Origin of the sequence: Treponema sp. OMZ 803 (genome assembly GCF_024181165.1) — a bacterium.
Taxonomy (GTDB): Bacteria; Spirochaetota; Spirochaetia; order Treponematales; family Treponemataceae; genus Treponema.
This window is the reverse complement of the sequence record NZ_CP051195.1, coordinates 224,835-246,544: the sequence shown is the minus strand read 5'-3', so window position 1 is coordinate 246,544 and position 21,710 is coordinate 224,835. Positions and strand designations below refer to the sequence as shown.

Below are 21,710 nucleotides of genomic sequence, written 5' to 3'. Positions count from 1 at the left end.
TGTAGCTCCTGATGGAAAGAATTTACTTAGCATAACTGTACACATTAATATTTTAGTATAATTGCATTTAAACACGTATCGGTATATTTTTCACCCTTATACACATCAATAATTGTTAATATAATATCTTCATTAAAGATTTTTTCAAAAATTATTGACTGAGGATTCGGTGTGTCTTTTAATTCATATCGTTCATGCAAATCTGAAGAAGTAAAATATAAGTCTATTGTTTTCAGCCTGCTATTCTGAGAAAATAGATAGGATCTGTTTTTTGATACAAATCCATTAAAAATAATTAATTCCTCAGCATTTATGCTAAATCGAACAGACTCACCCTCTCCGTATCCTTTCACACCTTCAACCCATGGTTTATTTAAATCAAGAGTTTTCAAATTTGATCCAGAGTATATAATATCTTTTTCATGTAGTTCCGAAGAAGCTTCAAAATAAGATGGAAAATATAAGAGTTCTGTATTAATTTTTGAAGCACCAAAAAAGAGAGGTTCATTAGATTCTCCATACAAAACTAAGAACCTTTCAGATAATAACATCAATAATGATTTTGAATAATTTTCATTTTTTATCTTAAGCTGATAAAATTTACCATCAGTATTGATTGAATACTCAAATACATGATTCCATAAAAAATCATCTGAATTGTTGTTTTCATCATCAGAAAATCTAATTTTATTGTTTTCGTAAAAAGTTATCATTTTAAAACTATTCATATCCTTATAGTAAGTCGGTTCAGCTATTTTCACCCCATTCATTGGTAATGTATAAGTCCTAAAACATATACATAACAAAAAAATTATCTTGAGAATTGTTTTTTCCATATAGTCTCCTTTTTATTTGTATAGAGGGAGTAATCCCCCGACGCTCTCTGTCGGGGTGTTGATTAATTCTCAACTATTGGTGGAGCCTTAATTACTATTTTAATATTGTCTCCTTTCACCCAAGCGTCTTTACCTTCTCCATACTTAAAACCAATATCTTTTAATATACTGGTAACCTCATTGAAATCAGCTAGATGAGAAATTTGACAGCCGGCACTATATATATAATGTAACATATATTCAGTCTCACCTATCCATACTAGGAATCGTGAATAGTATTGCGATAACTTATCTCCCTTTTCAATTTTTCTCTTCACGCCAATGCCCCACGCCTCATATTTTACAACAGAACCATGATAAGAACTAAATAACGCTAAAATTTCATCTTTCAATGCTTCATCTTCTTCTATAACTTGCTCTTAAAATAAAGAATATAATCCATCTTCATCCTTTAAGTCTAAATATGTTATTATTTTATCAGCAATTTCTAATTTTTTTTGATCATGGCTTGTAAATAACCGCATAGTTTTTTTTCCCTGACAATTTATAAAAATAAGCATATATAAAACGACAAATACAATGAATTTTGACTTACTCATATTTCCTCCTTTTAAAAATTTAAAGTCGCTGTATTGGGATTCTCATTAAATTTCCAGTGGGAATTTTCTTCCCATTCTGCTTTGAAATCTTGATACATTTGCTTATTGTTACCAAAATTAACGGTAAACTGGGCTTTTAAGTCGCTTGCCTTTACTCCTTGTACCCTCGGATTAAAGCTGGTCGCCCACCAATGTATCCCCTTAAAACTGCCAAGTACGATCCGATCCGCTTCCCTCCCTCTGCTACTTCATACAGCCGACTAATCGTTATCTTTGTTTCCTCTCCCATCGCCTCTTCATACTTTTCATCGTTAAAGATGGACGTGGTTCTATGCAGTAACGAGTTTGACATTTCGTCAAACTCGTCTTCAAGCGTTGTACACGGATGTACAACGCTTGAAAGTGGATTTCCGCTTCAATCGCTGTCCGGGGGTGAGAATAGTTACGCTGTGACTAAAAACAAAATTTTGTTTTCACCTTAAAAAAATATTTTTCCTTTCAATACTACCACGGATGGCGGTGGTTCTAAACAGTATCCATTTATCCAATCTTATATTATAAATTATACATCATTACATAAAAATACAGAAATATATTTTTTTACACTCATTCATATATACCGACTTTTGAATTGATATACCTGCAACCGACAATCCTCAAATAATAACGCAAATATCACTCAACCAAATTTAAGCATCAGGTTAATAGTAGATAATAATTCATCTATTTTTTCGCTTTTTATTATATCTACAACAAAATTAATTTGCTGTAAGACATCTTTATATACATATAATTTTTCATGAATTACAGTCTCCAATGCTTTTTCAATAAATTTTTCATCATAAGATTTTCCGATAGCCCAAATGACAGAATCATAATAATTTCTGCCTTTACTTAAAAAATAAATTAATTCATCTAATATATAATTTTTTTCTTCTTCGGATAAATTAACAACCAATAAATCTGAAGGAAGTAGTTGTACATAATCTGTAGGATTTTCCTTATCAGTATTTTTTTCAATTAATAAACCAAGATTTATTATTATATCCCGTTTATTTTTATTGCCTTCACTAAATAATAATTCAATATATCTCTTTATCAATTCATTCATAAAATTATTCCACAAGGTTTATACCACGCAAATTTTCTAAATCAATTCTATAACTTTTTCCTGAATATTTAAATTCATCACGCACAACTGTGCCACCGCCTGATATATGATGTACCCTTTGTATCCTTAACCGCTTCACTCATTCTAATTATTGCAGCTCTAAAATCTTTACATCGAGATAGCCCTAGCTGAACAACAACAGCTTTTGCATATAATTCTGAAAGAGCTTCATACGCTTCTCTTTTAGCAACACCCGATTTATTATTGCTTTCTCTAGTCGTAGAAGCAGGAGTAGCAGAACCTATTTGTAGTTGAATTCGTATAGCATGAGAACTTTTATTATTTTTGGTTTGTGTTAATGCAATACTTTGAGTTTTTATTTAAATTAAATTTCCATAAAAAGCTTCACTTAAAGCTTCTGAAAACTTCTTATTCGTATTGCTGTTATATATTGCGACAGCTCCAGACAGTGTAACAGCTCCTAATACCAATAATTCATCAACAGGACCGGTAAATACATCATCTAGGCCAAACCAATTTCCATCAGGATCTTCATACTTCACCGGATTATTCCCCGCGTAGTGGTACAGGTGTAGATGCACTGTGTTGTATACCCCACCCATGCCGGATAAGTTCTCGTTATGTTTCTTTGCCTCGTCGTCCACCGGCGCTTTTGGGATGTAATCACCCAGTGCAGGGTCTCCACTCAACCATCTACTATACTTCGGGTCAAGGTAGCGCGCGCCATAATAGTATAAGCTTGTCATCCATCTCCCCTTTTGGAAATATACACGCCGCCTGCTTCGTCGCTTCAAAAAAAATTAATCCTCAACGTATCATAGATACACCTGTGGTTAATTTTTTCTCGCCCCTCGCATCCGGCATGTTTCTTTTCAAAAGGCACCGTTTTCCCACATACGGCCGTAACTCGTTCTGTGGGAAGAGAGTGGATGAATACCTGCTCCCTTTTAGCAGTAATTTATATTTTCCATCATACTTCCTAGTAAATTTTTCATAAAAAAATTAGAAAGTACATCTTACTATTTTAAATTCAAAATACGGTTTTGTAATATATGAGAAATATACGCGAAATTCTGTTCCATCACTATCAATAAACTCTCTCAATTCACCGTCTTTAATGATATAAGGACACAGAAAATAATCTCCATTCCATTGGTAAACACGTTGTGCTGCAAAAAAACATAATTGGCCTCTAAATATACCAAATATTGTGGAATCAATTTTTTTATTATAAAATTCATTTTCTAACTCATAAAACTGTATTCTATTTAAATCTGTTATGTCAAAAATAAAATACTTATATGCATCATACGCCGCTACATCACCAACTAATACCAAATAAGCTTTTTCATTATACTGTATCAAGTAAAAAATTTGTCTTTCAAGAAAAATATCCCATCCATTAAAATAAAATTCTTGATTACAAAGCTCAATTTTTCCATGTTTTTTCCCTTTAGTATCAATAAAATTCTGACAAGGATAGTACCTTATACTTTCTATACCCTCTAAATTTTCAAATTCGGAAATATAACATTCCGTAAAGTCTTCTTTTTCCAAGTATTTATGTTCAAGCCATCCAGTTCTCTTAATTCTTACCAATGTATAAGGACATTCTTGTACATCATAAAAATCCATATAATTCTGACCATATACAGAAATCGGATAAAATAATATGAAAGTAAAAAAAGTTTTTTTATCATTCAAACACCTCTGAGCCAGTCACATTTTCATAATACAAATTCAATTTCCAAAAGCTTGTTCTTCCATATCTGTTGGAAGGAATATTTTTTATCATATCAATAACTAATTTATTGAATTATTATCCCACAATGTTGATAATAACAGTAACGTTCCATCTCTGCCTCTAACTACATATCCAGCATAAGGATAAGCTAAAACCTGCACGTCTTCATTATAGTATGCAATATCCTTGTCTCGCAGTTCTTGCAATTCATCTAAATAATTTGTTGTATAATTAATTTTTGATTGCTTTTCAACACTGTTATCTTTTGAGAAAATATAATAATTGTTTCCAGTATTTTCATCATAATATTCAATAAAATATGCATATACATTCTTAACTTCATCAGGATCATCGTAATAGATACTTGAAAGTTTATTATTTATTTATTACTGCTTCAATCGCTGTCTTGAATACCCCCTTTCCTATTTCCTTTTGCTCCTCGCACCCAGCCGTAACTCGTTCTGTGGGGAAGAAAGTGTAGATTTTATGTATTTATAGTCGGATCTACAGCAAACCATACAGATACATCAAAATCATCTTCCTTATATTTCCATGCAATATTTATCTTTAAATGAGATTGCTGACATGCAGAAGAAATAACTAAGCAACACCCATTCTTTATTTTTAAGTAATTTATTCCTTCTACATCACCTTCCATTCCGATTTCAATATCTAAATTATTCTTAGTAAAACTAATTGCATATAAATTTTCTCCTGAATTAATACCTTCCGATACATCATCGCATTGATAATGTAATATAACTAAAGCCCTCCTTCTTTTTTGGATGGGAATAATAATTTGATAACGCTGTAAAACAGAAAAATTACCAAACTGAGTAGGAAGAGGGAGATATTCATACAAATAAGGAATATCATCAATTTTAATTTCTAAACAGCCTATTGGAGTCATAATCATGTCGGTATACCTCAGCAATAAATTAAAACAAGTATTATTATAACCAATACACCCCATAAACCACAAACATATATTATAAAAAAGGATAAGAATTTATAAAATTTATGAATCCGATAGAAATCACCTTTGCTTTTATCCAACCGAAACATCGCTTCTGTTTAAACCAGCGACATCCATGCCAATGTTTAAGCGGCATTGCCGCTTAAACTTGCAAGTTTTGGCTTTGCCAAAAAGTTGCTTCTGAAAATCCTCACCGTATCAGAACCGTCACGGACGGCGGTGGTTCACGTCAGTAGCGTGTTTGCTCTGCAAACACGTAGATAAAAATCTACAAGAATGTACATTTTTACCGTGCCTCCGCTTTATTTTCGGCTGTCTCCTTGTATCTGCTCCGCCTCTTTTCAAAAGGCTTCGTTTTTCCGCTTCCTATCACTGTCCGAAGTACAACCGTCCCCATTTCTATTTGCTTCCCACATACGGCCGTAACTCGTTCTGTGGGAAGAAAGAATAAATTCTTATAACAAGCTCTTTATAATCTCATGAACTATCACTTAATACCTGATAGACGGTTTTTACTTCCACTAAAATATAATCACCTGTTGCATTAAGTTTAAAATTCATCTATTTACTATATAATTCTGTGCATAATAACGCAAAATCAATAGAAGCAATTATACAAAATATTCTTAGAAGTACTGGAATTAGCCTAGTATTGCTTAAATTATTGACCTTTGAAAGAATTAATATAATCAAAGCATATAAAATAAGAATATAAGATAAAATAAGGACAATTATTGAAATTCTAAATAATATATTCTTATCTTTCCAATAAATAATACCGGTAATTCTTTGTATTAGTATCCATTTTGAATTCATCCTTTTTATCGGTTTCCGAATTTTTTTACTGTATTCATTTGAGCTAAGCGCAAATAAAAACAGACGTATTATAATAGTGTTAGCAAAAGCTAAAACTAGAGTGGTAAAAAATAGTTCATTCATTCTTATTGTTCTCCATGCATCATGTTCTCTACTTTTTTATAAATTTCAATGCCTAAGTTAAGTGCAGAAGGTGTTGTTCCTTTCAAAATACTCCACACTGTATCTTTGCTAATAGATTTTAATCCATTTGTCTTTACATAATATACAATAGCTTTGCCCAGTTCTGATACTAAATCCTTTCCAGTTTTATGAGTAATAGCATTCCCAATCCTATGAATTCCAAGTTTGTAGTTTCTCACACCTGAAACACTTTGATTGTTCTCATACATTAGAATAGTCATCTTTCCAATAAGATTGCTGTGCCGTTTTTGCTTCAATCGTTGTCCAGAGGAGACGATAAATATTTTACTTTGCTCTAAACTAGTTAATTTAACAAAACTTTCTTTCATTTTATAACTTTATCATTTTTCTTGTTTTTTTAGGGATGCAAGAGATCTTGTAGCGCTTATTATTTTTTTCATATAATTTTCGCATCTTTAATAAATATTAATAATAAATGAAGATATGAATTTATATCTTTAAATAAAGGCAATATCGACAACGTAAAAGCAAATTTTGCTATTAAAACCTGAAAAATATAGTAATCATAACTAAAATGAAATTTCGATATACTTCCCAACACACAAATTAATAGTAATCCAACTATCATAAATAATATATGATAAACAAAAAATATAAAATTAAACTTTGGATATAGAATATTTGCGTATGTTGGCTTTAATAAGATAAAAAGCAAATAAGTAAAGATTGTCAAAATAGCGTATAAGCATAAAAGGACACCTTTTGAAAAATAGCCTAATTGAGATTCCATATTCTCGAAATTAAGCTCATAATAAAAAATACCAACTACTAATGGCCCTAAATAAATTAAAGTCATTGCTTTTAATATTTTATTGGTAATGAATATTTTTATATCAGGGAAAAAGAAAAATAGCATTACATAAATAAAAGATAATATAAATGCACTCAAAATATAAAGTTTTGCTTTTAAATTATTAGATCGCATATAATTTTTCTACCTTTCCTCTTATGGATTAAATGCATCTTGAATAAGATCAGCAATATAAGAAAGGAACATCGCTATCATTTAGATCTATCAACCCAAGAAGGATCTTCTGCCGTATTACATAGATTCCACAAATACTGAATATCTGAATCTAATTGAATTGTTATATATAAATTTCCATTTTTCTCTAAATACGCATATCCCAAATATTTAAGAACATTTATCATATTTTTCTTATATTCATCTGAATAGTCAAACTCCCTAATAAATGCCTGCTCTTTTTCGTTATATACAACTTTTGTAAAACGAATATATAAGTGTAACTCATTAGCAAAAGATTTAAACATAGTAAACACTAAAAATTGAATCATTACGATAATAATTTTAAAATTCTTTTTCATAATTTATACTCCAGTTTGGACGCATCACAAAAGGTGCTGCCATACCATTTTCGACTAATTTATTGGCTTCAGAATTCCAATAAGCTCCTTTGCCAGAAATAATAACAGTTCCAAACTCATTATGCCAATCATATAAATCCCAAAACCAAATAAAATACTGCCGCTTACCATAGTTTTTCCATTATTTTTCTTCATATTTACATTACAAAAAGCGGTAACTGTAAATGTCCCAGAAGCAGTGCTAAAATATCAGAAGGAACTTCGTTCACCGTTCTTGTTTCTCCATTTTTCATACTATTCGCTATATTTTCAAATTCTGCTTCGTAATATGAAATACAAGTATTTTGAGCTGTATTTACTTCATTAAATGAGCGCAATCAATTAGAGTCTAAATTGACAGGAGTTCCTTCCGCACTTAAAAAATGTAGTAGATTAGAGACCACTACGATTGAACCTGCTTTTTGACTGGATAAAGCCAAACCCATGTATTTTGCATAAATAGTTTCAATATCATCTTCCTCCCCATCAGGATCTTCATACTTCACCGGATTATTGGCTTGAAGTTCGCTATCGCTTCTCGGCCCGATGCCCGCATAGAGGTACGGGTGCAAGTTCACCACATTAAACACCCCACCTATGCCCGGCAGCTTCTCGTTATGCTTCTTCGCCTCGTCATCTATCGGCACAATGATTCTGAGCTGCTGCTGAATTTTCAAAGAGCAAAACTGCAAAATATTTCATGGGAATATCTTGCAGAGATTTCTTTCAAACTGTTTTATTATAATGCACTAATGGCAAATTGTAAAATACTATTTCGATATTAGGAGCTTACAGCAGTGATTTAAGCAATTTTACAAAAATTATGAGGTTTAATCTTTACTCTTTTATTATTCTTTAAGAAAGTAATCATCTATTTTTTTAGTACAAATTTTTTTTAAATCTTTTTCTTGATCCAAACACATGTTAAATGCAGCTGTATAATCTGTTGTTAATTTAAATCTCTTTATATTAACTCCTATCCAACATATATATATTACATCCTCACTATCCTCTTTTAACATTTTTGCACCAAAGTACCCAAGTCTGTTTAATCCCGTTAATACAATTTCATTATTAACAACAACAGAAAAATATGCATTTCCAATATCATAATCTCTTAATTGTATTTTCGTATTCATTATTTCTTCATCTGAGTAATAAAATTCCAATACTTCTTTATCATACTTCAAGCATTTATCAAAAGATACAAAAAACGAATATGCTTTTTCTTTAATCAATTCATTATAATTTTTTGCAACTATTATATCATATGTATCTTTTTTATCATATTCCCAAAAAACCATCCCTGAAAAGCAACGAGCCTTTATCTGAAAAATCATAAATAATCCTATTATTAAAAATTTTCTTTTCATTTGCCACTCCATATATATGGATCATTGTTCTTTTTGTTTTTTTTATTATCTCTTTTTACAGAATCATAATTATTCAACCATCCCTGAGCATATTCATTTATATATAATGTTCCTGTATAACCACTTCGTGTTTTCCACGAAGTCATAGCCGGAGGTCCAATCAGATTTCCGCTTTTATCATGTGCGGGTTGTGTAGACGTTCCCCTTGGATATTGACAAGAATACCTATCTTCTTGTCCCGATATTGATAACCACGACTTATGATAATACGGGTCTACTACATATTTCTTTCCATCAATAATAACTGTAGCTGCTACATGAAATCTATAGCGATTAGAATTACCTTCTGAATCTTTATCGGGAACTTTTGAAGGATCTCTTTTTGCCGCTTTTTCTGCCTTTATAACTCCCGGTATAACCGGAGATGTAACATAAGAATAATCTGTTACTCCAAAACCCAATTTTTCCAATTCTCCTGCAATAACAGTTGATCGAGCATAGCAACCATCTTCATAATTCTCTGTATACAAATTTACTCCATTAATTGTTTCTTTGTAAAACATTTCTTCTCCAAGTTGTCTCAGTTCTTTTAATTGCCTTTCCGCCTCAGACACATCTTCATCTAAACCTGTAGGATCATTATATCGAATCGGATTATTATCCCCATAATGATAAAGATTAAAATTTATTGGATTATAAATACCACCGGATAAACCATTTGATTTTCCATCAACATAGTAAGATAGCGCCGAATCCGCGCTCAACCACCTCGAATACTTCGGGTCAAGGTAACGCGCGCCGTAGTATTTAACGCCCGTCCTGTCCCCTTTTGAAAACATGCGGGCATCTACGGCATCGCACGCTGAAAATAAATGCTCGACGTATACCCGATACGCCTCCGCTTTATTTTCGGCTGTCTCCTTGTATCTGCTCCGCCTCTTTTCAAAAGGCATCGTTTTTCCGCTTCCTATCGTAAGCGGAAAAACCTCCGGTAAAGCGTTTTTTTTAATAAGCAGTTTTCTTTGGCGGACTGCTGCATTTTGTTTACTATTACTATAAAGAAAACAAAATGCAGCACCGCGCTTGCTTCGAAGCTACGCCTGTCGGCTCCGCTGCACCATACCGCTCCAATCTTTTTTGCCGCTGCTGTTTTGTTCCCGCGGTGTTTTTTTCTCAGTACCGACACGGACGTCGGTGGTTCTAAGCAGAAGCACGTTTTGCTCAGCAAAACGTGCTATCAAACCTGTACAAGGATGTACAGGTTTGATAACCGCTCCCAAAAACCGCAGGTGCATTATATGCGCGCAAAAAGGATTTCTGCTTCAATCGCTGTCCGGGGGATACTACCTTCCCTATTTCTGTTTATTCCTCACATACGGCCGCAACTCGTTCTGTGAGAAGAGAGTATTTTTATTAGCTGAAAAGATCTTTTTTAACACTCATCACATACTTCATCCTTGATTGTTACATCTTTCTTTTTTATTGACTTACAAAAGCTTCTTTAAAAGCTTCTTCAAATGTATAAATATCATTAACCATATCAAGTCTCATAATTCCGTAATTGGCTGCATCCGACCAAAATTCAAGAATAAAACCATTGTTTTCATAACAAATTCTTGTTACAGGAAAGTCCTCTATCGCAGTGCCATAATCCTTAAAATGAATTGTTTTCATTTTAGACTTTCCTGTTTTTGTATTATAATAAATTAAGCTTATTTCATTCACTCTTGTATAATCATAATTTTTTACATAAACAATTTCGGTTAGATCATTTGATATCGCTATTTGCATTATATTTTCATCAATCTTATTCATCTGTCCCTTTTTAAAATCGAGAAAATATACTGCCCGATTGTGTGTATGAACTCTATTAATGACCACTTCCCCCAATGTTTGAATTATAACACATTTAGACTTATCTTCCGATACTGAATAATCAAAATGATCCCTCCCAGAAGTTAAATTCCAACTTTTAACATTATTAAAGAAAATTTTATTTTGACCGTCTGAAATGGTCAAAGTTTCATTTTCATATTCATAAATCGGATTCTTTATTCTACTTATTTCGCTTTTAGTATGTAAAAGACAAGAACTAAATAGGGAGATAAATAGAATAATTGCTATTTTTTTTAGACATTTCATTGTATACCTCCTTGTTGTGTATAAATGATATAATCGGTTACTCTATTGACAGGCACAACGATTCCTACATCAGGTATATTTTGCCACCCTAATCCGCCTCGATTATTTTTAGCTGAGTCAGTTCCCATTGTTCCATCGTAATCCGATGTTGGAGAAATAACGAAATAATTAGTTCCTTATTAAAAGTCCTTTTATAATTAATATCTATTTGCTTCTCAGAAACAGTTATAGGTTCCTGTTTTTCACCATTGATTGTAATTTCTAATGTAGTTTTCTCAGTTATGCGACATTCCATCAGTGAACCAACCAAAGCGATTCCATTATATGTATTATTCAATTGTTCCTAAAATTTTAATAAACTTATCCTCAGATGAAATTTTATCAATCCTATGACTTTCAAATGAATAGCGATACCACGAATGTGGAGCGGAAGGTCTTGCTATCGTACAAAAGCTCATCAGAATAAAAATCGGCAGATATTTTATATAGTACCCATAATCAAATTTCGAAAAATAGAGATAATCAGCTGTCAGATAATATCTATCGTTTACAAAACCGTTTTTCTCATTTTTTAATCCGCGAATATTTAATTCAGTTTGTTCTAATGTATTATAGTTCAAAATAGAAATCTTCCCCTTCTCATTTATTCCAACAAAAGATTCCTTTAAAGGCATATAACCATACCCAATTAAATTAGGCTCTACCCGTTCAACCATATTTTTATTATAATTAAATTTTGTTATAGAGTTATTTCCACTGTCATAAAAAAATATCATATCACGATAAAAACTGCATATTTGCAATCCATGAAAAGCTGCAGAACTTACAGTCCGATAATTTCTTGTTTTTAGATCTATTAGATAAAACATGTTATTATACTTCCCTTCTATCAAAGCTACAGAATCAGATACAAAGAAAAGCACTTCTCTGATAGATACGGATGGCTCATTGTACTTTACCAAAATTGATTTTTCTTCTTCTCCATTTTTATTTATGCAAATAAACACAGAATAATTTTTTTTTGCTATATGAAACCACCCTGTTTGTGAAATCTGATCAAAAGCAAAATAAGCGCCTTGCGGAATGTTAATCGTTCTACTCCCCCATTTTACAATTCTATCAGATTCCACTTCATAAATTAAATTTGATTGAATTTCTTTTCGGGAGGTATATTTACTATACGCAAAAACAAACAAACAAAAGGCCACTAAGCAAAAAGATATAAAATAAATATATCTATTTTTTTTCATTTTTGCCTCCATCTTATAATAGTACTTCCTGGATTTGCGAGATAAAGATTTACACCGATTTCATTTGGAATTGACGAACTAAATATATGGTTTATGTTTACAAAAGGATTTATTGCTTTTATACCACTACCTTCTGCTGTCAATGCATTTCTTGCAAAAATTCCGCAACTATCATTAAAAACTTGATAACCGGAAAAGGATTGCCCTTCTACAAATGCTTTATCATAAATTTTTGCATCCTCACGACCCTGAGTATTAAAAACTATCATTTCATCAAAATCCATTTTCTGTAAAGCGGCAATCATATCTTCACGCTTATCAAAAGTCCTTAATAAACAGCCAGCTCGGGTTGGCTGCTTCATTGCTTGAGCGCTCCCTTGAGTAGGAAACTTTAGAGGCAGATTGCTTAGCACTGTTGTATCATGACCCCATTTATCTTTTACAGTGCTCCCTGGCGATATATTACTTTCTATACCATTAGCTTCTTTTGATATACCAGTCACTTCAAAAAAAGCATATTTTCCATCCTTTGTTTGGACATACATACCAGCATGCCCAAAACCTTCTGCTCCTTCATTATCCAAAATATATCCAGATTCCTTCCCATCAGGATCGATATACTTCACCGGATTATTCCCCGCATAGTGGTACAGATGTAGGTTCACCACATTAAATACGCCCCCCATTCCTGCAAGCTCTGACGGATCAGAGCCTGCAGCTGGGACATACTCACCCAGCGCCGGGTCTCCACTCAGCCATCTACTGTACTTCGGGTCAAGGTAACGCGCTCCGTAGTAGTATAAGCCGGTTTCCTCGTCCATCTCTTTACCGGTAAACCTAAACGGTAACTTGTCTAAACCTGCTGCGACTTCCTCTATCCACAGTTCTCCGTAGGGTGTGTACTCAATATGTTCGTACTGTCTGCCTCGCCAGTCGGTTACAAACTGGGCGCTTCCTAAGTGGTCTGAATGGTAGTAGTACCGCTTCTCCCGCTGCTCGGCATTGTCTCCGTTGTTGTCGGTATGCGTCATTGCGGTAACAAGGCGTGAGTTCCCCACAAAGATGTGCTTATGTACTCTCAAGCCTTGCGGGTTATTCTTGTCCTGCACGGGGATGTGTATTGTGTAGAAGTTATTGAAGTATAAGGTTTCACTTCTCCCTTCTTCGGTGTACTTTAATGCCCTCTGGCCGTCCTCACCGTAGCGGTAGTGTACGGTGTAGCTTCGGTCGCTCGATTTGGTGAGTAAGTTCTTCTCGTTCCACGTGTAGTTACGCCGGTATGCGAATAGGTTTTCAGGATGACTCTCTTCCGTCTCTTTCGGTGCGTCAAGCCCGAAGCCGTAGTCGGTGCCGTAGACGTCTGTTTCCGGGTCATAGCTGTAGGTAAAGATGAACTCATCGTCTTCGGTAAAGGGGCCGTCTTTTTCTGCCGTTATGTTGCCGTTTGCGTCATAGCGGTAGTAGCGGTTTCCTGCGTGCACAAGCCGGTGTGCGTAAGAGGGGTCGTATTCGTAATCAAGAGCGTAGTCAAGCTCGGCTTTCGGGTAGGCGTTACCGCGGGCGCCGGGAAGGTTTGTGGTACTGGACTTTTTCGTCATGTCCCCATTCCCTTTTGAAAAGAGACACGCCGTCTGCTTCGTCGCTTCAAAAAAATTAATCCTCAACGTATCATAGATACGCCTGCGGTTAATTTTTTCTCGCTCCTCGCATCCGACATGTCTCTTTTCAAAAGGCACCGTTTTTCCGCTTCCGGCAAGGATTGCCGTAAGCGGAAAAACCTCCAATAAGATGTTTTTGTTACTTCTTATTCTTTTGGCGGACTGCCGATACTTGTGTACCATTATTACAATATAAAAGTACACAAGTATCGGCACCGCGCTTTCCGCTTCAATCTTTTTGCCGCTATTGCTTTGTTCCCGCGGTGTTTTTTTCTCAGTACCGACACGGATGTCGGTGGTTCTAAGCAGAAGCGCGTTTTGCTGAGCAAAACGTGCTATCAAACCTGTACAAGGATGTACAGGTTTGATAACCGCTCCCAAAAACCGCACTTGCATTATATGCGCGGCAAAAAGGATTTTTGCTTCAATCGCTGTCCGGGGGAGATAGTACAATTTCATTATATTATTCCCCATAACAATTTGTAATCAAGCAATTTAACAACTATCACATGACTCAACAATTATTGCTCCATTATATAAACTTTGTACCCATTCGTATTCAAAAAATACTGTAGCATTAGTAAATGCTAATTGCTCTAATTCAAATAATATATCAATGAAATTATCATATTCAATTCCAATGATAAGTGTCTCAGTATTATAAAACAATTCGGTTTTATCTTGAATTTTAAGAATAATATCGACATAGGTTACTCTTTCATCTATGTCTATTCCTAATTCACGTATATTAATCGTAAATACCTTCATCCGTAATTTTTTCAATAATGTCAATAAAGCATTGTGGAATTTATTACGATTTCCTTTTATGTATATTATCGGTGGCAGTTCACCATTTATATTTTCTTCAGTTTCATATTTGATAAAAAACATAGACGCCTCTGCTTCAATCGTTGTCCAAAAATATCCATCATTATTTATCATTACGTGTGCATATTTTGTTTTTGAGTATCTTGGGCTTCCCAATAGTTGAAAATCTTATTATCCCACGGTTCACGTAGTATGGAAAAACCAATATATTTGTCAAAAAAATTTAATTTTGCTAAATATCCGCAATTTAGTTCCGGAGATAAAACTAAACAAAAGTCTTTGATCCATATATATATATATTAAATCCCAATTTATACTTTCCTTTTTTTGAAGAAAAAGATTTAATTTGAATATATTCATTCAACATTTTTAATAAATCACTTTTTGTCTGAAATTTTTTATGTTTATTTTTTTCTTTAAATAAAGACATTTGTTTCCTATCTATCCCGAAATCTTCATTGCATGTATCTAAAAAACCATCGCCATCTTGCCATGATATAATATTTAGAGTAGAAGCTAATTTTTCATCGTAATTCATTTCAATAAATTTAATAATCGAAATATTATTTAATTCTTTTATAATTTTCATATATTAAATTATCGAAAGTATTTCCAATTCGGATTCATATTCTATAATAGGATTCGATTTCGTTTAAGATATTTAATGAATATATATCTTTTGCGAATTTTTTCTTCAAAACTTGAAGGCTAGACACAAAGCCTTTTGGGATTTCTGTGGTATCGCTTTTTCGTATAAGTAAATATAAAACATTAGTAAGTTCTGTACATAAATAAGTATTTGTTTCAGACTGTATAAAAAATACAACTTCCATTATAGCATTAAAAGCTTCTTCTGCAGTAAATGAATTATCTATTTTATCTCGTTCTTTTGCAAAAAACCATTCATCTTTTTGTAGCTCTACTTGCCAATTTAGTTGTACACTTTGAAGAAATTCATCTATTTTCATGTTTATTTCCTATTCAAATTTAAAATCTGTATAAATTCCTGTTTTGGTATTATGAATATAATGTATTTCAATACCATTTACATTTTGAGCCATTTTAATCCAACCGTCACTAGCAAACCAGCCATTTTTTTTATCGTCCATCTTCACATTTAATTGTTGACCTAATTCAGGACTAGACTGCGCTTGCTCCATTGCGAGTTTTTCTTTCAAATTATTCGCAATAGTGCGCCCCGTACTACCAATACCCCCCCCCTTTTATCCTTATTTCCGCCCGATGAACCAGCAATTGCCATTGCAATTACAAAAATTGTTTCGCTTTTACTTCCTATAGAGTTACTGGTATCATTATTATCAAGGTAATCTGCTATAAAAGCCGATATTCCAGCAACTGCTAACGGATCAGAAGTTTCAGGTACTTGATTAAGATATTTTTCGTCTTCTGTATTGATATAGTTTATAAGAGCTTGTTCAACATAGTTATATTGAGTTCCTCCATCTACAATAACATGCTTACCATCATCAGTTCTCCTCACCAAGAGATGATTACTTGCACCACTACCGAGCTCTTCACTCTTCCCATCCGGGTCAGTATACTTCACCGGATTATTCCCCGCGTAGTGGTCAGGTGCATATTGACTATGTTGTATACCCCACCCATGCCGGGTAAGTTCTCATTGTGCTTCTTTGCCTCATCGTCTATCGGGGCTTTGGGTATGTAGTCGCTTAGTGCCGGGTCTCCACTCAGCCATCTACTATACTTCGGGTCAAGGTAACGCGCGCCGTAGTAATTAACGCCCGTCTCCTCTCCTTTTGAAAATATACACGCCGTCTGCTTCGTCGCTTCAAAAAAATTAATCCTCAACGTATCATAGATACGCCTGCGGTTAATTTTTTCTCGCTCCTCACATCCAGCATGTCTCTTTTCAAAAGGCCTCGTTTTTCCGCTTCCGGTCGTTCACTCCAGAAACCGCGCAACTTTACGATCTTCCACGGATGGAAACATACAAAAGCGCACATCCGTGGACGTTCTTATTTTTCTGACATCCTGTCAGTACACGGGTTTGACATTTTGTCAAACTCGCCTTCAAGCGTTGTACTCAGAACGTACAACACTGGAAAGTGGATTTCTGATTAAATCGCTATCCGAAATATTACCGTCCCTAATTCTATTTATATTCAAAGAAGCCTTGTATATCTAGAAATAATAAAACCAAGAAAAATATACAATAAAAAACGCTTAATAAAATTTTTATTTTACTATATTTATTTTTTCCTCCGTTTTTATTCTTTACGAATGGGTCAATTATAAAACGTACAACAAACTGTAAAGATGTAATTAATCCAACTATAATTAATATTATAACTCCTCCATCATGCATATTATTTATTTCTCCTTTTTGAATAATCATTCATACTATTGGCAACATCAACTTCAGGAAGAACAAAGGTACCAACTATATCATCCTTAAATTTTTGATTATTACTTCCTGCCAAACGAGTTATTCCATATGCAAATAACAAAGAGCCTGTTGCATATCCTTCTAGAATAGCCATTCCTGCATAATAACTACCAGCTCCTTCTGTAGTAACGTCAATGCCTACTGCCGTTATAGTCGAACCAACATAAAAACCAATCCCCAATAAAATTTCACCTAATCCAATGGCAATATTAGCACCTCGTGAATAACCTTTACTACCAGGATTTGAATTTACTAGGGGCGATGGCGTATCTTGCTCATTTGAATATTGAGCCGTCGATCTACTGGCATAATCAGCATCTCTTTTTTGGACGCCTTCAGCTTCACCAAGATTTAAATAATTGCCTGCATAGATTTTGTCTTTGTCACTTATTGTATCAGAATTCAAATCTTTCAAATCATCTGCTGAATAATTTGTTCCATATCGGGTATTACAATCATTTGCAATCTGACTTAAAGTGTCTCCTGCTTGAATCGTATTTGTATCCCAATCAAAAGCACCCGTAGGATCGGTGTATCGTAAAGGGTTATTCCCTGCATAATGATAGAGATGCAAATTGACGGTATTATATACGCCCCCCCATTCCTGCAAGTTTTGACGTGTCTGCTCCTGCAGCTGGTATATACTCTCCCAACGCCGGATCTCCACTCAACCATCTCGAATACTTTGGGTCAAGGTAGCGCGCGCCGTAGTAGTATAAGCCCGTCTCTTCGTCCATCTCCTTGCCGGTAAACCTAAACGGCAGCTTATCTAAGCCAGCAGCTACTTCCTCTATCCAGAGTTCCCCGTATGGCGTGTACTCGATATGCTCGTACTGCTTGCCTCTCCAGTCGGTTACGAACTGCGCGCTTCCTAAGTGGTCTGAGTGGTAGTAGTACCGCTTTTCCCGCTGCTCGGCATTGTCTCCGTTATTATCGGTGTGCGTCATTGCCGTAACAAGGCGTGAGTTACCGACAAAGATATGCTTGTGGACTCTCAAACCTTGCGGGTTGTTCTTATCCTGCACGGGGATGTGTATTGTGTAGAAGTTGTTGAAGTAGAGCGTTTCGCTTCTCCCTTCTTCGGTGTACTTTAAGGCGCGCTGGCCGTCCTCACCGTAGCGGTAGTGCACGGTGTAGCTGCGGTCGCTCGATTTTGTTAATAGATTCTTTTCGTTCCAGGTATAGTTACGCCGGTACGCAAATAGGTTCTCCGGATGCGTCTCTTCCGTCTCCTTCGTCGCTTCAAAAAAATTAATCCTCAATGTATCATAGATACGCCTGCGGTTAATTTTTTCTCGCTCCTCGCATCCAGCATGCCTCTTTTCAAAAGGCTTCGTTTTTCCGCTTCCGGCAATCCCTGCCGTAAGCGGAAAAATCTCCGGCACAGTGTTTCTTTTTAATAAGCAGCTTTCTTTGGCGGACTGCCGATACTTGTGTACTATTATGATTATATAAAAGTACACAAGTATCGGCACCGCGCTTTCCGCTTCAATCTTTTTGCCGCTGCTGCTTTGTTTCCGCGGCGTTTTTCCGCTTACCAGCTCCAAAAACCGCACTTGCATTATACGCGCGGCAAAAAGGATTTTTGCTGCAATCGCTGTCCGGGGGTGAGAATAATTAAGCTGTGAATAAAAACAAAATTTTGTTTTCATAATTTTAGCAATAGGTTTATATTGTTTTTATTTTACTTAATAGATCGTTTTCTTGAATGACTGCCAATATTTCGACAATAATTTTTCCCCGCTCTTAGTACTGATATGTAGTTGTTGCTCCTAAATATAAGCACATGTTTCCATCCAAAGCATGGTATCAGAATCAACTTTTTACATCATTATAAATTTCAATTCCAAGAGTAATATTTAAAGCCTTGCATCTTCGCAATATTTCAGGACACAATTCAAAAGCATAATAATTATTAATACCTAGTCCAATATAATAGTTTATAGTTCCTCCTGTCTGTATAAAAAGTTTTAAAAATTTTTTAGTTTTTATTTTTTTTTCAAAATATTCATTAACATAATCAATAGCATCTTCTAAATCTCTCTCTTGAAAAGGTAATATATCATAACATAAATAGGATCTTTTATGTAGTGCATTTATTATTTTACCATTTGGTAATATCCAAGGGGTATTGACACAATATTCAATATCCGGTGTCATATCAAAATATTTTTTTATTTTATCAGTCGTAAATATCGGATGAAACATCTGTATAGATATTGCTACTTTGCCTTTCATTATCTTTTTCCTCAAATGTTAGTTTAACCAGTCAGTATAATGACCTAAATTTAAGGCGTTGCCATCACCATCGTTTACAATAACGTCTCCATCAGGTGTAATACCCGTCAGTACACAAGTTTGACATTTCGTCAAACTTGTGTTCAAGCGTTGTTCTCTGGACGTACAACGCTTGATAGAGGATTTCCGCTTCAATCGCTGTCCGGGGGATGGGGTAGTTAAGCTGTGGATAAAAGCAATTACTCTTCATTTTCTTTTAATTTTCCTACTATTTTTTCTGCTTCTTCGTATCCGTTTTTAGCTGCCTTTTTTATCCAAAAAAGACCCCTTATCTTGTCATTCTCATTACCTTTAGCAAGGAGATATTTCCCGTATTCATATTGACACTGTTCATTTTTATTTTGTGCCCCTATCCGTAACCAATAAACTGCCTCTTGCTTGTCATGTTTATAATCCCAATAATACTCATAAAGTTTATAGGCTTCTTTCTTTCCTCCTCGCAAGGCATAATCAGTTAAAACTTCTATTTCATAATCGGATATCTTATCGTTTGCTTCTTTGTAAAAAGCTGTATCTAAAAGAGGATATGGACTTTCAATAGATAAATGCTCTCGAACAATTTCATTCAAGGCATATTCTTCTTTATTTTTTGCCGCAAGAAAAAGCCAGTACAGACTTCGTATCTTATCTTTTTTCAATCTATGCAATTCAAGATTAACGGCAATATTCCACATTCCAGCAGGTGAATCATTTTCGGCTAAAATTTCCGCCCAGTTCAATTCATTGGGCAAATCAAATACTGAAAGTGCATAGTAATCAAATACTTTTCCTCCACTGTTTATATTTCCTGCTAGTCCTTCTTTTGTTAACTGCTCTAACATATCGGGAGATAAATAGAATCTTTCTACTTGCGAAATTATTTTTATGTTATTCATGTCTACAGTATCATCATCGGTTTCACAAAAAATACTGCATAGTATCATCAATAAATACATACACACAGCTGCGCTCTTTGTCATTCTTTAACCTCCTCTTTTTTAGGTTTACCTATAAATTCTTTTAATTCTGTATTTAATGTATCTATTGGTTCTCCTTTTTTTTGTACAAAATAGCCTATTTGTCCTTTTTTTTCTTCCAAAAGGATATTGATACATATTTACAAATCCTTCAGGAGCACGCACTCTCTCGCCTTCTCCCATTGCATCAGCAATTTGCTGTGCGGATATGATTCCATCAGGATCGGGTAATCCTACATTACACACTAAAAGCATAACAGTCATCCCCTTTTTATATCCGGGGTGTGATTTTATCATAGCTGCAAGCTCTTCTGGTTTTACTCGATGGGATTCATTACCTCTATGATCATACACACCGTGAACACTTCCATGCGCTGCTACGATAAATGTATTCTCAGGTATTTTAAAATCATTGGAATAAGCAGAGTCCTTAGATTTTGGCGTATGTAAATTAAGAATAGGTTTATTTGCTTTCCCATCCGGATCTTCGTATTTAATCGGATTATTCCACGCGTAGTGGTACAGGTGCATATTGACTATGTTGTATACCCCACCCATGCCCGGTAAGTTCTCATTGTGCTTTTTCGCCTCGTCATCTATCGGGGCTTTGGGTATGTAGTCGCTTAACGCCGGATCACCTGATAGCCATCTCGAATACTTCGGGTCAAGATAGCGTGCGCCGTAGTAATTATAGCCCGTCTCCTCCCCTTTTGAAAATATACACGCCGTCTGCTTCGTCGCTTCAAAAAAATTAATCCTCAACGTATCATAGATACGCCTGCGGTTAATTTTTCTTCGCTCCTCGCATCCGGCATGTCTCTTTTCAAAAGGCCTCGTTTTCCCACAGACGGCCGTAACTCGTTCTGTGGGAAAAGAGTGCTTAGCTTAAAATATCTTTTTTAATACTCATCACATATTTCAATCTTGTTTCTTGCCAAATTTCATGAATAAAGTTTTATATCAAAAATCTTTATAAGAATAAATTCCGTAATAAATACAACATTGGCTAATAATGATAAAAATGTATAACTGCTATCCTTTTTTATAAAACTTATTACACAAAAAACAATACCTATCGTCCCGATCCCTAATAAAACTAATATAT

The 21,710-nt window shown here is 34.5% G+C and carries 24 protein-coding genes and 4 pseudogenes; all 28 read right to left on the bottom strand.

The features are described from left to right. Positions 1-44: 44 nt before the first annotated feature. A complete protein-coding gene (locus tag ABH09_RS01045) occupies positions 45-836 on the bottom strand; it encodes an NADase-type glycan-binding domain-containing protein (RefSeq protein ID WP_253714872.1) in 792 nt (263 codons plus the stop codon). A 62-nt stretch (positions 837-898) separates the two neighbouring features. Continuing rightward, positions 899-1,228 (bottom strand): hypothetical protein, encoded by a 330-nt coding sequence (locus ABH09_RS01040; RefSeq protein ID WP_253714871.1) that lies wholly within the window; start codon positions 1,226-1,228, stop codon positions 899-901. Between the two features lie 27 nt (positions 1,229-1,255). Beyond that, positions 1,256-1,435, bottom strand: coding sequence for a hypothetical protein (locus tag ABH09_RS01035; protein ID WP_253714870.1), 180 nt, complete (start codon positions 1,433-1,435; stop codon positions 1,256-1,258). 679 nt (positions 1,436-2,114) lie between these two features. Next, positions 2,115-2,546, bottom strand: a complete 432-nt coding sequence (locus ABH09_RS01030) for a hypothetical protein (RefSeq protein ID WP_253714869.1) — start codon at positions 2,544-2,546, stop codon at positions 2,115-2,117. 539 nt (positions 2,547-3,085) lie between these two features. Next, positions 3,086-3,310 (bottom strand): annotated as a pseudogene (locus ABH09_RS12970) (RHS repeat-associated core domain-containing protein); the annotation flags it as partial. 259 nt (positions 3,311-3,569) lie between these two features. Continuing rightward, on the bottom strand, positions 3,570-4,271 hold the full coding sequence (locus ABH09_RS01020; protein ID WP_253714867.1) for a hypothetical protein: 702 nt from the start codon (positions 4,269-4,271) through the stop codon (positions 3,570-3,572). A gap of 524 nt (positions 4,272-4,795) precedes the next feature. Further along, entirely contained in the window at positions 4,796-5,227 is a 432-nt protein-coding gene (locus ABH09_RS01015) for a hypothetical protein (protein ID WP_162662089.1), read from the bottom strand. 1,001 nt (positions 5,228-6,228) lie between these two features. Next, positions 6,229-6,615, bottom strand: a complete 387-nt coding sequence (locus ABH09_RS01010) for a hypothetical protein (protein WP_162662088.1) — start codon at positions 6,613-6,615, stop codon at positions 6,229-6,231. Positions 6,616-7,309: 694 nt separating this feature from the next. Continuing rightward, the gene (locus tag ABH09_RS01005) at positions 7,310-7,633 is read right to left on the bottom strand and encodes a hypothetical protein (RefSeq protein WP_253714866.1); all 324 of its coding nucleotides are present in this window, start codon (positions 7,631-7,633) and stop codon (positions 7,310-7,312) included. Between the two features lie 377 nt (positions 7,634-8,010). After that, positions 8,011-8,349 carry a hypothetical protein gene (locus ABH09_RS01000; RefSeq protein WP_253714865.1) on the bottom strand — a complete coding sequence of 113 codons (339 nt, stop codon included), beginning with the start codon at positions 8,347-8,349 and terminating at the stop codon, positions 8,011-8,013. Between the two features lie 171 nt (positions 8,350-8,520). After that, entirely contained in the window at positions 8,521-9,045 is a 525-nt protein-coding gene (locus ABH09_RS00995) for a hypothetical protein (RefSeq protein WP_253714864.1), read from the bottom strand. Further along, on the bottom strand, positions 9,042-9,998 hold the full coding sequence (locus ABH09_RS00990; RefSeq protein ID WP_253714863.1) for an RHS repeat-associated core domain-containing protein: 957 nt from the start codon (positions 9,996-9,998) through the stop codon (positions 9,042-9,044). The genes ABH09_RS00995 and ABH09_RS00990 overlap by 4 nt, the downstream gene beginning before the upstream one ends. Positions 9,999-10,524: 526 nt before the next feature. After that, positions 10,525-11,187, bottom strand: a complete 663-nt coding sequence (locus ABH09_RS00985; protein WP_253714862.1) for a hypothetical protein — start codon at positions 11,185-11,187, stop codon at positions 10,525-10,527. 329 nt (positions 11,188-11,516) lie between these two features. Then, positions 11,517-12,437 (bottom strand): hypothetical protein, encoded by a 921-nt coding sequence (locus ABH09_RS00980; RefSeq protein WP_253714861.1) that lies wholly within the window; start codon positions 12,435-12,437, stop codon positions 11,517-11,519. After that, positions 12,434-14,554 (bottom strand): RHS repeat domain-containing protein, encoded by a 2,121-nt coding sequence (locus tag ABH09_RS00975; protein WP_253714860.1) that lies wholly within the window; start codon positions 14,552-14,554, stop codon positions 12,434-12,436. Before ABH09_RS00975 ends, ABH09_RS00980 begins: the two co-directional genes overlap by 4 nt. Positions 14,555-14,590: 36 nt before the next feature. Then, complete coding sequence (locus ABH09_RS00970; protein WP_253714859.1) at positions 14,591-15,037, bottom strand: hypothetical protein; 447 nt, start codon at positions 15,035-15,037, stop codon at positions 14,591-14,593. A gap of 151 nt (positions 15,038-15,188) precedes the next feature. After that, a complete protein-coding gene (locus ABH09_RS00965; protein WP_253714858.1) occupies positions 15,189-15,512 on the bottom strand; it encodes a hypothetical protein in 324 nt (107 codons plus the stop codon). Positions 15,513-15,546: 34 nt separating this feature from the next. Further along, entirely contained in the window at positions 15,547-15,891 is a 345-nt protein-coding gene (locus tag ABH09_RS00960; protein WP_253714857.1) for a hypothetical protein, read from the bottom strand. Between the two features lie 9 nt (positions 15,892-15,900). Next, entirely contained in the window at positions 15,901-16,101 is a 201-nt protein-coding gene (locus tag ABH09_RS00955) for a hypothetical protein (protein WP_253714856.1), read from the bottom strand. Continuing rightward, a complete protein-coding gene (locus ABH09_RS00950; protein WP_253714855.1) occupies positions 16,098-16,490 on the bottom strand; it encodes a hypothetical protein in 393 nt (130 codons plus the stop codon). Before ABH09_RS00950 ends, ABH09_RS00955 begins: the two co-directional genes overlap by 4 nt. Beyond that, positions 16,464-16,696: pseudogene (locus ABH09_RS12965) on the bottom strand (RHS repeat-associated core domain-containing protein); the annotation flags it as partial. The gene ABH09_RS00950 and the pseudogene ABH09_RS12965, both read right to left, overlap by 27 nt. A 361-nt stretch (positions 16,697-17,057) precedes the next feature. Beyond that, positions 17,058-17,270, bottom strand: coding sequence for a hypothetical protein (locus tag ABH09_RS00945; protein ID WP_253714854.1), 213 nt, complete (start codon positions 17,268-17,270; stop codon positions 17,058-17,060). Between the two features lies 1 nt (position 17,271). Continuing rightward, positions 17,272-17,817 carry a hypothetical protein gene (locus ABH09_RS12960; protein ID WP_371922134.1) on the bottom strand — a complete coding sequence of 182 codons (546 nt, stop codon included), beginning with the start codon at positions 17,815-17,817 and terminating at the stop codon, positions 17,272-17,274. A gap of 50 nt (positions 17,818-17,867) precedes the next feature. After that, positions 17,868-18,595: pseudogene (locus ABH09_RS00940) on the bottom strand (RHS repeat-associated core domain-containing protein); the annotation flags it as partial. A gap of 571 nt (positions 18,596-19,166) precedes the next feature. Next, positions 19,167-19,589: a hypothetical protein gene (locus ABH09_RS00935; protein WP_253714853.1), complete on the bottom strand. Its 423-nt coding sequence runs from the start codon at positions 19,587-19,589 to the stop codon at positions 19,167-19,169. Positions 19,590-19,680: 91 nt separating this feature from the next. Beyond that, complete coding sequence (locus ABH09_RS00930) at positions 19,681-19,839, bottom strand: hypothetical protein (RefSeq protein WP_253714852.1); 159 nt, start codon at positions 19,837-19,839, stop codon at positions 19,681-19,683. Further along, positions 19,829-20,608 (bottom strand): SEL1-like repeat protein, encoded by a 780-nt coding sequence (locus ABH09_RS00925; protein ID WP_253714851.1) that lies wholly within the window; start codon positions 20,606-20,608, stop codon positions 19,829-19,831. Before ABH09_RS00925 ends, ABH09_RS00930 begins: the two co-directional genes overlap by 11 nt. Before the next feature lie 468 nt (positions 20,609-21,076). Then, positions 21,077-21,310, bottom strand: a pseudogene (locus ABH09_RS12955) (RHS repeat-associated core domain-containing protein); the annotation flags it as partial. Positions 21,311-21,710: the final 400 nt, after the last annotated feature.

What these genes read in the sequence shown, in the direction of transcription:
- ABH09_RS01010 (WP_162662088.1), bottom strand. Translation starts at nt 6,615, where the DNA reads ATGAAAGAAAGTTTTGTTAAATTAACTAGTTTAGAGCAAAGTAAAATA.
- ABH09_RS01045 (WP_253714872.1), bottom strand. Translation starts at nt 836, where the DNA reads ATGGAAAAAACAATTCTCAAGATAATTTTTTTGTTATGTATATGTTTT.
- ABH09_RS01005 (WP_253714866.1), bottom strand. Translation starts at nt 7,633, where the DNA reads ATGAAAAAGAATTTTAAAATTATTATCGTAATGATTCAATTTTTAGTG.
- ABH09_RS00985 (WP_253714862.1), bottom strand. Translation starts at nt 11,187, where the DNA reads ATGAAATGTCTAAAAAAAATAGCAATTATTCTATTTATCTCCCTATTT.
- ABH09_RS01015 (WP_162662089.1), bottom strand. Translation starts at nt 5,227, where the DNA reads ATGATTATGACTCCAATAGGCTGTTTAGAAATTAAAATTGATGATATT.
- ABH09_RS01030 (WP_253714869.1), bottom strand. Translation starts at nt 2,546, where the DNA reads ATGAATGAATTGATAAAGAGATATATTGAATTATTATTTAGTGAAGGC.
- ABH09_RS00995 (WP_253714864.1), bottom strand. Translation starts at nt 9,045, where the DNA reads ATGAAAAGAAAATTTTTAATAATAGGATTATTTATGATTTTTCAGATA.
- ABH09_RS00935 (WP_253714853.1), bottom strand. Translation starts at nt 19,589, where the DNA reads ATGAAAGGCAAAGTAGCAATATCTATACAGATGTTTCATCCGATATTT.
- ABH09_RS00975 (WP_253714860.1), bottom strand. Translation starts at nt 14,554, where the DNA reads ATGAAATTGTACTATCTCCCCCGGACAGCGATTGAAGCAAAAATCCTT.
- ABH09_RS00990 (WP_253714863.1), bottom strand. Translation starts at nt 9,998, where the DNA reads ATGCCTTTTGAAAAGAGGCGGAGCAGATACAAGGAGACAGCCGAAAAT.
- ABH09_RS00980 (WP_253714861.1), bottom strand. Translation starts at nt 12,437, where the DNA reads ATGAAAAAAAATAGATATATTTATTTTATATCTTTTTGCTTAGTGGCC.
- ABH09_RS00945 (WP_253714854.1), bottom strand. Translation starts at nt 17,270, where the DNA reads ATGCATGATGGAGGAGTTATAATATTAATTATAGTTGGATTAATTACA.
- ABH09_RS01035 (WP_253714870.1), bottom strand. Translation starts at nt 1,435, where the DNA reads ATGAGTAAGTCAAAATTCATTGTATTTGTCGTTTTATATATGCTTATT.
- ABH09_RS00930 (WP_253714852.1), bottom strand. Translation starts at nt 19,839, where the DNA reads ATGAAGAGTAATTGCTTTTATCCACAGCTTAACTACCCCATCCCCCGG.
- ABH09_RS00960 (WP_253714857.1), bottom strand. Translation starts at nt 15,891, where the DNA reads ATGAAAATAGATGAATTTCTTCAAAGTGTACAACTAAATTGGCAAGTA.
- ABH09_RS00970 (WP_253714859.1), bottom strand. Translation starts at nt 15,037, where the DNA reads ATGATAAATAATGATGGATATTTTTGGACAACGATTGAAGCAGAGGCG.
- ABH09_RS00965 (WP_253714858.1), bottom strand. Translation starts at nt 15,512, where the DNA reads ATGAAAATTATAAAAGAATTAAATAATATTTCGATTATTAAATTTATT.
- ABH09_RS00925 (WP_253714851.1), bottom strand. Translation starts at nt 20,608, where the DNA reads ATGACAAAGAGCGCAGCTGTGTGTATGTATTTATTGATGATACTATGC.